The organism is Rhizobium sp. PRIMUS64 (assembly GCF_023006465.1).
GTDB classification, from domain to species: domain Bacteria; phylum Pseudomonadota; class Alphaproteobacteria; order Rhizobiales; family Rhizobiaceae; genus Rhizobium; species Rhizobium leguminosarum.
Window position 1 is genome coordinate 1 of sequence record NZ_JALBGX010000174.1, and the last position, 12,704, is coordinate 12,704.

At 62.3% G+C, this 12,704-nt stretch carries 12 protein-coding genes; 6 read left to right on the plus strand and 6 right to left on the minus strand.

The features are described from left to right. Both MOV76_RS35290 and MOV76_RS35295 read right to left on the minus strand, forming a co-directional pair. Positions 1-844: CHASE3 domain-containing protein (locus tag MOV76_RS35290; protein WP_247266271.1), on the minus strand; the 844-nt coding region annotated here is incomplete at its 3' end. A gap of 219 nt (positions 845-1,063) precedes the next feature. Further along, positions 1,064-2,062, minus strand: coding sequence for a DUF4424 domain-containing protein (locus MOV76_RS35295; RefSeq protein WP_247266272.1), 999 nt, complete (start codon positions 2,060-2,062; stop codon positions 1,064-1,066). A 93-nt stretch (positions 2,063-2,155) separates the two neighbouring features. On the opposite strand from MOV76_RS35295, the gene MOV76_RS35300 reads away from it, so the two are divergent. From MOV76_RS35300 to MOV76_RS35310, 3 genes are read left to right on the plus strand one after another with little or no spacing between them, the layout of a single operon-like run. Further along, positions 2,156-2,941, plus strand: coding sequence for a TlyA family RNA methyltransferase (locus tag MOV76_RS35300; RefSeq protein ID WP_247266273.1), 786 nt, complete (start codon positions 2,156-2,158; stop codon positions 2,939-2,941). After that, positions 2,938-4,188: a class I SAM-dependent RNA methyltransferase gene (locus MOV76_RS35305; protein WP_247266274.1), complete on the plus strand. Its 1,251-nt coding sequence runs from the start codon at positions 2,938-2,940 to the stop codon at positions 4,186-4,188. The genes MOV76_RS35300 and MOV76_RS35305 overlap by 4 nt, the downstream gene beginning before the upstream one ends. Positions 4,189-4,190: 2 nt before the next feature. Then, the gene (locus MOV76_RS35310) at positions 4,191-5,201 is read left to right on the plus strand and encodes an MBL fold metallo-hydrolase (RefSeq protein WP_065277946.1); all 1,011 of its coding nucleotides are present in this window, start codon (positions 4,191-4,193) and stop codon (positions 5,199-5,201) included. Positions 5,202-5,281: 80 nt separating this feature from the next. On the opposite strand, the gene MOV76_RS35315 is transcribed toward MOV76_RS35310, so the two are convergent. Continuing rightward, entirely contained in the window at positions 5,282-6,037 is a 756-nt protein-coding gene (locus MOV76_RS35315; protein ID WP_247266275.1) for a crotonase/enoyl-CoA hydratase family protein, read from the minus strand. A gap of 9 nt (positions 6,038-6,046) precedes the next feature. Continuing rightward, entirely contained in the window at positions 6,047-7,825 is a 1,779-nt protein-coding gene (locus tag MOV76_RS35320) for an acyl-CoA dehydrogenase (protein WP_247266276.1), read from the minus strand. Between the two features lie 208 nt (positions 7,826-8,033). On the opposite strand from MOV76_RS35320, the gene MOV76_RS35325 reads away from it, so the two are divergent. Next, complete coding sequence (locus MOV76_RS35325) at positions 8,034-9,029, plus strand: transporter (protein ID WP_003556974.1); 996 nt, start codon at positions 8,034-8,036, stop codon at positions 9,027-9,029. Positions 9,030-9,122: 93 nt separating this feature from the next. Here the strand turns inward: MOV76_RS35325 and MOV76_RS35330 are convergent, their stop codons facing one another. Next, entirely contained in the window at positions 9,123-9,608 is a 486-nt protein-coding gene (locus tag MOV76_RS35330; protein ID WP_018449336.1) for a BA14K family protein, read from the minus strand. 145 nt (positions 9,609-9,753) lie between these two features. After that, entirely contained in the window at positions 9,754-10,998 is a 1,245-nt protein-coding gene (locus MOV76_RS35335; protein WP_130751053.1) for an aromatic ring-hydroxylating dioxygenase subunit alpha, read from the minus strand. A gap of 418 nt (positions 10,999-11,416) precedes the next feature. Between MOV76_RS35335 and MOV76_RS35340 the strand changes: the two genes are divergently transcribed. Both MOV76_RS35340 and MOV76_RS35345 read left to right on the plus strand, forming a co-directional pair. Next, positions 11,417-12,025, plus strand: a complete 609-nt coding sequence (locus MOV76_RS35340; protein WP_018245042.1) for a DUF6656 family protein — start codon at positions 11,417-11,419, stop codon at positions 12,023-12,025. A gap of 109 nt (positions 12,026-12,134) precedes the next feature. Beyond that, positions 12,135-12,704: L-threonylcarbamoyladenylate synthase (locus MOV76_RS35345; protein ID WP_247266277.1), on the plus strand; the 570-nt coding region annotated here is incomplete at its 3' end.

Here is a 12,704-nt window from a genome sequence, read left to right on the forward strand (position 1 = left end):
CCCGGCGCTGGCGCTCGGCGTCGTCGCGCATGCGGTCGGTCTCGCCGGCAAGGCGCAGCTTCTCGATCGCCGCCTGCTTGAAGACCAGGACCGACTGGGCCATGCGGCCGATTTCGTCGCCGCGCTCGACAGCCGGGACTTCGATGTCGTTCTGACCGCCGGCAAGGCGATCCATGGCCGCAGTCATGCCGACCACCGGCCGGACGATGGTGCGCGACATCAGCCAGGCGAGAACGGCAGCCGCAAGCGAGGCGAGGATGCCGCCGGCAAGCAGCGTCGTCTTCAGATCGCTGTTGGCATCGGCCCGGATGGCGGCAAGCGCATTCGACTTTTCACGCGCGGTGGCCTTGATCTTGGCAGAGGCCTGGCGGAACCCGTCGAGCTGGCCCTTGGTGGCGTTGACGCCGATCTTGACGACCTCTTCGATCGGCATGTCGGTTTCCTTGCGCGCCTTGGTCTGCGGCTCGGCAAGTTCATGGAAATAGAGGTCGGCGGCCTTCTGCATCCCGTCGATCATCTCGACCAGCTGCGGCTCGCCCGTCGCCGTCTGCTTGGCGGCGGCAATCGCCTTCAGCATGCGCTCGCGGTTGGCGAAGACATCGCCATAGGTGCTGTCGCTGCGGAAGAGGATGAAGCCACGCAGGTTGACCGCCTGCTCGAGCATCGCCTGCAGCGCATCGTCGATCTGGTTGACGAGCAGCTCGGACTTTTCCTGCTCGGCAGAAGCGGCCGCGGACGCCGTCGCCTTGGAATAAACGAAAGCTGATATGGCGACGAAAATAAGAATGAGGGCTGCGAACGTGGCCGCAAGTTTACCGTTCAAGGATATGTTTTTGGCGGACATCGGTGATTTCTCCTGACGACAGTCGACGCGGCGAGAGGCAGGTCGCGCGAGACGCAACCGCCGGGATGTTTGAACCTGAGAACATGATCGGCGTGGAAACGCTTGCGCCTTCATGGCGCCGAGCAGTTCAGATGAACCGCTGCAATCACGCTGAACCTATATGGGCAGGTTTTAAATTTGTTTAAATTTGTGCACTGCAACAGCGGCAGAGCCTGCGGATTATTGTGCCGTTTCCGGAGGATTGAGGATCAGGATGTCGAAATCCCTAGTGGGATCGAAATCCTCTGATGTCATCCGGAAGGTCGTCGGGCCGATCTTCTGAACGTTGCTGCCGCAGAAGCTGATGAGGCTGCCGGGCTTGCCCTTGTCGATCGTCAGCTGAAAGTGCTTGATCGGCCCCGCCCAGTTGGCGCCGGTCGACAGCACATAGGAGATCCAGCTTTCGGTATAGTTGGCGCCTCCCGCCTCGGCTTCCCGAGCACGCTGCTGGGCAACCCGGACGAAATCTCCGTCGAGGCAATATTTGCGCGAATATTCCTCGAAACGATCACCCTTCGGCTCGCCACCTTCGAGAAAGCTGATGGCGACGGTGCCGCCGACGGCCGGCTTGTAGCGATGCTCGACGCTGACCTTTTTCATTGCCGGGAAGGTGGTGCGCCACCAATAGGTCGAGCGCAGCGTCCAGAGCGGCACGAGGTCGACCCCGGCGGCATCGCCTGCGCCCATGGGATAGACGAGGCCGCGGGAGATCCAGTCCTTGCGGACGGTTTCGGGAAGCTTGGCAAGTGCCTCGGTCGTCTTCTGGCTATAGGGCAGGACGGGAATGCCCAGCTTGGCGAACTCGTCGGTCACGTCGATGCCGAGCGAAACGACGCGTTGCTGCAGCTTGGCGGTGATTGGCTTGCCATCCTGCACGGTGGAGAAATGCAGGAAGTTGTTGCTGTCATAATCGGAGATGGCGGAATTGTTGTCGACCTGGCCTGATATGTCAGGCATCGGAAAGGCGACCAGGCTTTCGACATCCTTGTCGGAGCTATTCTCGAAGATATAGTCGACGCGCACTTCCGAAGCGGAGATGAAGAGATCCTCTTCCGCCATGCTGACATCATCAGATTGGGCAAAGATCAGCCCGCCGGTCTTGACCTCGGCCATGGTGTCGTTCGCGAGCGCGGGCGATGCGATGACTGCCGCGACAATCAGAGTGAAGAGCTTCAGCATGGAACACCCCCGTGTCTGCGGCCCGCCCCGCGATCGCCGCGGCAGGATTATCGCCGAAAGCTTTTGAGGGTCAATGACGGTCTTGGGAACAAAATGCTTGCAACCGGCGGCTTTGCCGGTCATGCACAGCCGATGTCAGATCAAAACACCCAACGCCTCGACCAGCTTCTCGTCTCTCTCGGCCTCTTTGCCAGCCGTTCACGCGCCCGCGACGCCGTGCAGCGCGGCACCGTCAGGATCGGCGGCCAGGTGGTCACCAAGGCCGGCGCGCTGTTTAGCGCCGACGCGGCAATCGAGATCGACGATCCGGCGCAGGACTATGTCTCGCGCGCCGCACTGAAGCTTGCCGCAGCACTCGACCATTTCCGGCTCGATCCTGCCGGCCATCACTGTCTCGATGTCGGCGCCTCCACCGGCGGCTTCACCGAGGTGCTGCTGCTGCGGGGTGCCCAGCATGTCACCGCGATCGATGTCGGCCATGGGCAGATGCATCCGCGCATATCAGGCGATCCGCGGGTGACGAACAGGGAAGGCCTCAATGCCCGCAACCTGACGGCAGAGGATATCGGCCATCCCGCGACCTTCATCGTTTCCGACGTCTCCTTCATCACCCTGAAACTGGCGCTCGCGCCGGCTCTTGAGATCGCCGAACCGGGCGCTGTCGCCGTGCTCCTGGTCAAGCCGCAGTTCGAGGCCGGGCGCGAGGCGATCGGCAAGGGCGGGATGCTGAAGGATCCCTCGTCCGCTCCCGCCGTCGCTGCGGAACTGGAGCGCTGGTTCATCGAGGACATGGGCTGGAAGAGCCTCGGCCTCATCCCCTCTCCGATTTCCGGCGGCGACGGCAATCAGGAATTCCTTCTGGCAGGATTGAAACCGTGAGCACCGAAACCGTCACGATCGAGAAGCTCGGCGCCCAGGGCGACGGCATCGCCAGTAGCGCCAGCGGACCTGTTTATGTGCCCTTTTCCCTGCCCGGGGAAACGGTGGCGATTGCCCGGGTCAAGAGCCAGGGCACGATCATGTCGATCACAACGCCCTCGCCCGACCGGCAGGAGCCGCCCTGCCGGCATTTCGGCCCGGATGGCGTCAACGGCACCTGCGGCGGCTGCACGCTGCAGCATATGGCAGACGCGCCCTACCGCGCCTTCAAGCGCCAGCTGGTCATCGACGCGCTGAAATCGAAGGGGCTGACACCCGAGGTCGGCGAGATCGTTCCGGCCCGGCCGGGCGAGCGGCGGCGCGTGGTGTTTGCGGCGCGCAAGACCGAGAAGGACATGCTTGTTGGATTCAACCAGGCCGAAAGCCACCATATCGTCGCCATCGAGGAATGTCCGATCTCGTCGGCAGGGATTATCGCCCGGCTGCCGGCGATCAGGGCGATTGCAGCTTCGCTGGCGACCAGCGCCGAACCCTTCCGCGTCGCGGTGCTCGAAACGCTTTCCGGCCTCGACATCTCCGTCGACGAGGTGAAGAAACTCTCCGACCCGCAGCGGCGCAAGGCAATCGAGACCGCGCTTGGCCTGCGCGGCATCGCCCGTGTTTCGCTAAACGGCGAAATCCTCGTCGAGCCGTCGAAGCCGATGGTCGAATTCGGCGGCGTCCAGGTTTCACCGCCGCCGGGCAGTTTTACCCAGGCGACCAAGCCGGCGGAAGAGGCGATGGCGGAGCTGGTCATTGCCCATGCCGGCAAGGCGAAGCGGATCGCCGATCTCTTTGCCGGCTCCGGCACGTTTTCACTGCGGCTGGCGCGGATCGGCCGCGTGCACGCCGTCGAAGCCGAAGCAAAGGCGCTCGCCGCACTCGATCATGCCGCCCGCAACACGCAAGGGCTGAAGCCGGTCACCGTCGAAAAGCGCGATCTCTTTCGCCGTCCTTTGATGACGCAGGAGTTCAAGCCCTATGACGCCGTCGTCTTCGATCCGCCGAGGGCGGGTGCCGAGTTCCAGTGCCAGGAGCTTGCCCGCTCAGGCGTGAAGAAGATCGTGGCCGTCAGCTGCAATCCGCTGACGCTGGCGCGGGATCTCGCGATCCTCGTCGAGGGCGGCTACCGGATCACGCAAGTGACGCCGATCGACCAGTTCCTCTGGACCTCGCATGTCGAGGTAGTGGCGACGCTGGAGAAATAGGCGTGCCTGTCGGAAAGGCCAAAAGACGCAACCCCTACTATCACGGCCCGGTGTCCGATCACTTCGACGGCACACATTTCTTCAATCCCGACGGTATCGAGCCCCTTGGTTTCCGCGATCTGCTGCGGTGGCAATTCGGCGGTGGCCGTGAGCGCTGGCCGCAGTCGGTCCCAAGTCCATACCCGGCGGCCAAGCCGGATCCATGCGTAGACGGCGAGGATCTAAGGGTGACCATGGTTGGTCATGCAACAATGCTCGTGCAGGTCGCTGGGCTCAATATCCTCACCGACCCGGTGTGGTCGGAGCGCGTAAGTCCCTTCGCTTTTGCCGGACCCAAGCGCGTCGTCCAACCGGGCATCGCATTCGATGATTTGCCGCCAATTGATCTCGTGCTGGTGTCGCACAATCATTATGATCATCTCGATATCGCAACGCTCAGGCGGTTGGGTGCGAAGCATCAGCCGCGTGTCGTGACGCCACTCGGCAATGACACGATCATTCGCCGTGCCGTGCCCGATATACGGACGACATCGATGGACTGGGGCGAGCGCATTTCGCACGCCGGAATAACCATTGATGCGGAGCCTGCACACCATTGGTCCGCGCGCGGAACCGCCGATCGGCGGATGGCACTCTGGGCGTCGTTCGTTTTGTCGACTCCAGCCGGAAAAATTTATCACGTCGGAGATACGGGCTTTCACGACGGCATCAATTACAAAGCGGCACAGCAGAAGCATGGCGGCTTTCGTTTGGCCATTTTACCCTTCGGCGCATATGAGCCGCGCTGGTTCATGAAAGGGCAGCACCAGAATCCGCAGGAAGCGGTGATCGGGATGAAGTTGGCAAATGCTGCCTATGTGGCCGGGCATCACTTCGCCACGTTCCAGCTGACGAATGAAGCGGTCGACGCGCCGGCAAGAGCGTTGCAAGACGCAATGAGCGAGCATGATATTCCCCCGGAGCGGTTCCGGCCACTGAGGGCCGGCGAGGTATTCAATGTGCCGGCGGTCTAATCGGTATCCGTTTGCTCCCGGACTGGTGTTGGTGTCGGCCTGCTTGCCATAGATACTTCGGAAACGACCGAGATCGCCGCTCAGCGGCGCATGAAAGCTTCGAAGGCCGCCCGGGCCTCGGCGCTTTTCAGCCGCGCGGAGAAATGGCGGGCCTCCTCGTCGATGCGGGCGATGATCTCGCCGCGGTCGCCACGAATGAGGTCGCGGGCGATGCGCAGCGCCTCCGGCGGCTTGGCCGCGAGCTTTGCGGCGAGACCAAGCGTCAGTGAATCGACCTCGCCACTTTCAACGACCTTCCAGACCAGGCCGGCTTCCTTCGCTTCTGCAGCCGAGAATGCTTCGCCGGCGGCAAGCATGGCGAAGGCGCGCTGATGTCCCATCAGGCGCGGCGCGACGAGGCTGGAACCTGCCTCGGGCACCAGCGCCAGATCGACGAAGGGTGTGCGAAACTGGCTGCGGCTGGAGGCGATGGTCAGATCGCAATGGAGATGGATCGTCGTGCCGATGCCGACCGCCAGACCGTCGACGCCGGAGACGACGGGTTTTTCGGCATTCACCAGCGCATAGAGGAAATCGAGGATCTCCTGCTCCAGACCGCGGCCGCCCATTGCGGCAGCCAGAAAATCGTTCAGGTCGTTGCCGGCCGAGAAGCAGCCTTCGGTGCCGAGCAAAGCGGTGGCACGGATGTCGGGGCTTGTGTTGGCCGCATTCAGCGCATCGGCCATTATGCGATACATGGCGCGGGTGATGGCGTTCTTCTTTTCCGGCCGATTGAAGCGGATGGACTGGACGCCGGGATAGGCGGAAGGCTGCTCGACGATGATGTATTCGGTCATAAGGTCTCCTCAGGCAAGCAGGATGCGGGCGGCGGCAAGGCTTGCCGCGCCATTGACGACCCGGTCGCGAAGGGCTGCGGTTTCGGCGAGCAGGTTTTCGGCGGCGAAGCGGCAGAGCGCGATACGGTTTTCGGCCGCGCCATCGGCACTTTCGGCAAGCCCGCCCTTGGCGAGGTAACAGCCGGTGAGCACGAGGCCGAACAGCCGCTGATAGGGCGTGGCACCCGAGAGCGCCTCGGCGGTGCTGTTCTCGGCAAGCGTCTTCATCAGCCAGGCGGTCGCCTGCTCGAGATCGGCGATCGCAGCATCGAGCCTCGCAGCGGTTTCGCCGAAACCGTCGAGATTGGAGCGGCGGACGCCATCGGCGATCTCGCTGAGCTCGGCGATGAAGCCCTTCACCTGATCGCCGCCGGAGAGCGGCAGCTTGCGGGTGACGAGGTCGATCGCCTGGATACCATTGGTGCCCTCATAGATCGGGGCGATACGGGCATCGCGGAGATAACGCGCCGCACCCGTCTCCTCGATGAAGCCCATGCCGCCATGCACCTGAATGCCGAGCGAGGCGACGTCGACGCCGGCATCGGTCGAAAAGGATTTGGCGATCGGCGTCAGCAAAGCGGCGCGCTCCTGCCATTGGCGGCTGGCGTCACCTGCCCGGTGCGACATGTCGATCGCATGGGCGCAGGCATAGGAGATGGCGCGCGCCCCTTGGGTCAGCGCCTTCATGGTGAGGAGCATGCGGGCGACATCGGGATGTTCGACGATCGGGCTCATGCCGGCGCCGCTTGCGCCCGGCGCCCTGCCCTGGGTGCGTTCCCTGGCATAGGCGAGTGCCTTCTGGGTGGCGGCCTCCGCGATCGCCACGCCCTGCATGCCGACGGCAAGGCGGGCATTGTTCATCATCGTGAACATGCAGGCCAGCCCCTTGTTCTCCTCGCCGACCAGCCATCCCACGGCACCCTTTTCACCGCCGAATTTTCCGTCGCCATAGATCATCGTGCAGGTCGGCGAACCGTGGATGCCGAGCTTGTGCTCCAGCGAGTGGCAGAACAGATCGTTGCGGGGCCCAAGCGATCCGTCGTCGTTCACCAGGAATTTCGGCACCAGGAACAGCGAGATGCCGCGGGTGCCGGCCGGCGCATCCGGCAGGCGGGCCAGCACCAGATGGATGATATTGTCGGCCGCGTCATGCTCGCCCCAGGTGATGAAGATTTTCTGGCCGAAGAGACGGTAGCTGCCGTCATCGCAGCGTTCGGCGTGAGCCTTGAGCACGCCGAGATCGGAGCCGGCATGTGGCTCGGTCAGGTTCATGGTGCCGGTCCATTCGCCGGAGACCATCTTTTCCAGATATTTGTCCTTCAGCGCGGCACTGCCATGGGTGCTGACCGCTTCGATGGCGCCCATCGTCAGCGTCGGGGCAAGCGCGAAGGCCATGGAGCCGGAATTCCACATTTCAAGCGCCGCGACATTCAGCATATGCGGCAAGGCCTGGCCGCCGAAGGCTTCGGGCGCCGTCAGGCCGTTCCAGCCGCCGGCGATCCAGTGGCGATAGAGATCGCGCCAGCCATCCGGCAGCCTGACCTCGCCATCGATCAGGCGGGCGCCCTGGCGGTCGCCGATTTCGGCGAGAGGCGCCACTTCTTCTGTGGCAAAACGTCCCGCTTCGGCGAGGATCGCATCGACCAGATCTTCGCCGAGATCGCCGAGCAGCCCTCTTGAAATCGCCTCGTCCATGCCCGCTACGTGCTTCAATGTGAACGCGATTTCCTCGACGGGCGCCTTGTACATGGTTTTTCCTCCGCAGACCGGCCTGCACTTGGGCAAGCCCCTCCGAGGCAAGGGCTAATTGATTTTTACGTAAACGTCAATTTCGATTTCCTCGGCCGCCATGCGATAAATCGCCTGACAGGGCTCTTTGCTCTTGCACCTTTGGACAAATGGACGTCATGAACAATCTCTAAGGGAAGACATCGCCTTCGCAAAGGACCGGCGAACAATGGATACATTGCCCGTCAACATACCCGGTTTCGTCTGGGCCTATCGCTTTTCGCCCGAAGAAAAGACCGCGGTGCGACTGAACAATAGTGCGACGGTGGCGGAACTGACCGCCGACAACTGTTTCTACTGGCTGCACCTCAACCTTGTCGACGCCCGCGTGCCGGCCTTGCTCGATACGCTGGACGGACTGACAGAGGACGCGAAATCGGCGCTGACGACGCGCGATACGCATGCGGCCATCACCGTCGACGAGCAGATGCTCTATGGGACGCTCGTCGATTGCCAGCGCGATTTCGCCCAGGATACCAACAATCTCGGCTGGCTGCATTTCGCCATGTCCGACCGCTTCCTCATCACCACGCGGCTGCAGCCGCTGCGCAGCGTCGAACGGGCGCGGGCGCTGATCGAGAAAAACCCGGGCAAATTCTCCCGGCCGGTCGATCTCTTCGAACTGCTGGTGATCGAGTTCCAGCGCACGCTGATCGCAATCGTCATCGAACTCACCGAAGAGCTGAACCAGATCGAGGATATCGTCTACGACAGTGCGCAGCGCGACGAGCGCCGGCGCCTGGCGCCGGTCCGGCGAACCGTGGTCAGGCTGCATCGGCACCTGCGCACCGTGCTGGCGCTGATGCGCCGGGCGGCGGCGGCCGACGACGACGAGATGCCCTTCGGCTTCGACGATGTGGCGCGGCGGCTGACGAGCCGGCTGGAAACAGTCGACCACGATATCTATGCGCTGCAGGATCGGGCACGCCTGCTGCACGAAGAAATCGATTCGAAACAATCCTCCGAAACCAACCGCCACCTCTATCTGCTGTCGATCATGACGGCCTTCCTGCTGCCGCCGACGCTGGTGACGGGTTTCTTCGGCATGAACACGGCAAACCTGCCCTTCGCCGTCGGCGACTACGGCACCGAATACGCCGTTGCCCTCATCGTCGCCTCCATCGCCTTTGCCTGGTGGCTGCTGAGACGTGTGGATATTCTTTGAACGCGAAACGCCCGGCATGACTGCCGGGCGTCTGGCTCTCATCTTAGCTCGATATCACGACATGCCAAAACCGCTACGCGGTTTGGGGTGACGTTAGTAGGGCGAATAGCACTGCTGACGCGGGCCGTTATAGGGCTGGAAGGTGTTGTCGTAGGCGCGATAAGACCGGTAGCGGTTTGCGCACCAGGCGACGTGGCTCGAACCCATGCGGGGCGCAGGCTCGACGTAACGCGGCTGCGCGACAATCGCGCCGCCGATCACTGCGCCGGCGCCGAAGGCGGCAAGCGGATACCAGTAGCCGTTATAATGGCGATATCCCGGGCGGTAATAGGAATATCCGCGATAGCCGCCATAATAGCCGGGCCGGTAGTAGGCGCCGGGACGATAGCCAGGCCGGTAATAGGCGCCCGGACGATAGCCGGGGCGATAATAGCGGCGGTACTGGACATTCTCGACTGCGGAGGATTTTTCCACCTGCGGGGCGGTGGGCATCTGGATTGCCTGCGACGGCGCAAAGCCCGTCAGGACCACGGCGGCAGCCAGCACTGCGGTCGCGATCTTGTTTCTCAGCCCGATCATTGCTTCAACTCCCATACAACAGCGATCACCGCCTGCCTAGCAACGCCTTTTCGCCTGAATGGTTCCAAAAGCAGCCGGGGCCGGCTACTCTCCCTTTTAGATCAGCTGAACTGAACCGGACATTAACCGGTGCGGCAAAGCGCTATCAGGCAACGACGGAGAACTTCGCCTGGTCACCCTGCAGGCGGTTCACCATGAAGTTCGAATACCATTCCAGGAACTGCATGACGCCGCCCTCGTGCAAGGCGGAATAGGGGCCGGGCTCATAGGCGGGTGAGTGAATGCCGAAGGCGTTTTCCTCGACGATGCGGCGATCCTGATCGTTGGTCTCGGTCCAGACGTGGGTCAGTTCCTCGAGATTGTAATCCACGCCTTCGACGGCATCCTTGTGGACGAGCCACTTGGTCGTCACCGCCGTCTCGTTGGCGCTGAGCGGCAGCACGCGGAAGGAGATGGCGTGGTCACCAAGCAGATGGTTCCACGTCGTCGGGTAGTGGAAGAGCAACATGGTGCCGATATGGCTGATCGAGATATCGTCGGAGAGCTGACGCTGGACAGCGCGCTTGCCCGACATGGTGTAGCTCTCGGCATCTTCGATCAGCGGCATGCGGGCGGTGCGGAACTGACCGTCCGGCGAAATCTGGAACTTGCTCGGCAGGCCGGCAGCCTCGCAGCGCGCCCAATGGCCGGCGATCTCGGGATCGTCGGCGCCGCCATCCGTGCCGGTGACACTCGGGGCTTCGGGATAAGTGCGGCAGAGCTCGGGGTGGTTGGCGGCGCAGTGATAGCACTCGCGGTTGTTTTCCCAGACAAGCTTCCAGTTGCCCTTCTCGATGATCGTGCTCTGGAAGGCGACCTTGCTCTCACTAATCCGGTGCGGCGCGACATAGGGTTCGATCTTGTCGCGCACCGGCTGGAAATCCGGGGCGGTGTTGGCAAGGCAGATGAAGACATAGCCTGCGACGGTTTCGCAATGGACGGGTTTCAGGTTGAAGCCGGTCTTGTCGAAATCATCGCCCATGTGGCGGGCAAAGGCGAGCTTGCCTTCGAGATCATAGGTCCACTGATGGTAGGGGCAGACAAGACGCACGGAGGAGCCGTGCTCCTTGGTGCAGACGCGTGAGCCGCGATGGCGACAGCTGTTGTGGAAGGCGCGGATGATATTGTCGCGGCCGCGGACGATGACGACGGGATAGTTGCCGATCTGGACGGTGAAATAGGCGCCCGGCTTCGGCAGCTCGCAATCATGGCCGATGAACAGCCAGTCGCGATAATAGATCATCTCCATGTCGAGCTGGAAATAATCCTCGTCGATATAGAACGGCTGTTCGAGGCTGAAGCCCTCACGGCGGCTCTTGAGCTGACGCAAAACGTTGCTGCGAATATCCATCTTCATGTCCTCGTGCACCCGGTTGCCACCCTCGCGTGGGAAGGCCGGCGGAAGCGCGCCCGCTTCCTTCTCCTTCGAGAGAATTGTTCATGGCGCCATTTAATCACCGAGCATGGCTGCCGCTTGGTTGTAATGCGACATCGGCTTCGACATTGACGACAGGATGCGGCAAGCCACAGGCTGCCTATCCCGGTCGATGACATTGCCCGACTCTCCCGGCAATTATCGTCAATTGCGACATGGCGTAAAGACCCGTTGCGCAAAGAGGTCGGCTGCCTGGTATCGATGTCAGTCGCGTTTGCGACATCTCCCGGCATTTGCCTTTCAGCCGGCAGGCTGGCATGGCGATTTTTTAACATCGCCTTAAGCATACCGCCCTATCCTGCTGCTGATTCAGACCGACCGAAGAACGCGAACCATGGCCAAACTCCGTTATTTCGACGCGAAAGAAGCAAGTAAACTGCAAGAGCCGCAGCTGATTGCCGCGCATTCCGAATTTTTGCGCACTGGTCGCATCCCCCGCGAGCGGCGGCACTGGCTGGCCGAGGAAAAGCGGTATTTCACCCATGATGAGGTCGCGGCAAAGACCGGCCGCAAGCTGCAGGTCGCCGGTGAAAAGACCCATCAGCACATCAACGGCTTTCACCACTCGATCCAGTTTCCGAAGATGATCTTCCACCGGACGTTGGAGGACAGCCCGCATCTCGGTTACTGCCACGTCACCGCCGCGCGGACGAAATTCGCCCATTACGAAGAGGTCAGCTGGGCCTTCTACATCTCCAATTTCTATTCCGACATCGGCGAGAACGATAATTTCTTCGAGCGCATCGATGTCGGTTATTCCCGCATGTATTTCGCCGTCGCGATCAAACCCGGCGAGAACTCCGCGGAAAAGATGACCATCGACCGCTCGGTGCGCGGCAACGGCCTGCTCTTCCGCACCCATGATCCGCAGGCTGCGATCCGCAACATCCTCTTGCTCGGCGCCCGTAACGAACAGCTGCGCGAAATCATCCGGCAGCTCTAAAGCGATTGATCGCCGGCGGCGGAAAGCCTAATGACTGCCGACCTACAGCGCCGTGCGTCTTTCCAGACGCGCAAAGGACGCTGTGGCACTTTGGATTGCTGGGCAGAACATGGCACGCACGATCGACATAAGGACCGACAGGCAAGCAGCGCTCGAGGCGGCCTCAGCCGCTCTTGCCGACGGCTTTGCCATCGCCATCCCGACTGAGACCGTCTACGGCCTGGCAGCCGACGCCACCAATCCCGCAGCCATCACCCGTATCTACGAGACAAAGGGGCGGCCGCGCTTCAACCCGCTGATCTGCCATATGGCCGACCTCGCCATGGCCGAAGAGCATGCCGAATTCGACCCGGTCTCACGGGCGCTCGCCAGGGCCTTCTGGCCCGGCCCGCTGACCCTCGTGCTGCCGCTGAAGCCTCAGAGTTCGATCCATTCGTTGGCGACCGCCGGACTCGACAGCGTCGGCATCCGTGTGCCGAAGGGTTTCGCAGGCGCGTTGATCGGCGCCTTCGGACGGCCGCTCGCAGCCCCCAGCGCCAACACCTCGGGCGGGGTAAGCGCCACGAGTGCCGCCCATGTCGAAGCCGATCTCGGGGCCAGGATCCCATTGATCCTCGATGCGGGCCCAAGCGCCGTCGGCGTCGAATCGACGATCGTCAAGGCAGAGGGCGGCCGGCTG

Bases quoted from the DNA above. Each gene is read 5' to 3' on its own strand.
- MOV76_RS35320 (WP_247266276.1), bottom strand. From the start codon at position 7,825: ATGTACAAGGCGCCCGTCGAGGAAATCGCGTTCACATTGAAGCACGTA.
- MOV76_RS35295 (WP_247266272.1), bottom strand. From the start codon at position 2,062: ATGCTGAAGCTCTTCACTCTGATTGTCGCGGCAGTCATCGCATCGCCC.
- MOV76_RS35315 (WP_247266275.1), bottom strand. From the start codon at position 6,037: ATGACCGAATACATCATCGTCGAGCAGCCTTCCGCCTATCCCGGCGTC.
- MOV76_RS35340 (WP_018245042.1), top strand. From the start codon at position 11,417: ATGGCCAAACTCCGTTATTTCGACGCGAAAGAAGCAAGTAAACTGCAA.
- MOV76_RS35330 (WP_018449336.1), bottom strand. From the start codon at position 9,608: ATGATCGGGCTGAGAAACAAGATCGCGACCGCAGTGCTGGCTGCCGCC.
- MOV76_RS35335 (WP_130751053.1), bottom strand. From the start codon at position 10,998: ATGGATATTCGCAGCAACGTTTTGCGTCAGCTCAAGAGCCGCCGTGAG.
- MOV76_RS35300 (WP_247266273.1), top strand. From the start codon at position 2,156: ATGCTTGCAACCGGCGGCTTTGCCGGTCATGCACAGCCGATGTCAGAT.
- MOV76_RS35325 (WP_003556974.1), top strand. From the start codon at position 8,034: ATGGATACATTGCCCGTCAACATACCCGGTTTCGTCTGGGCCTATCGC.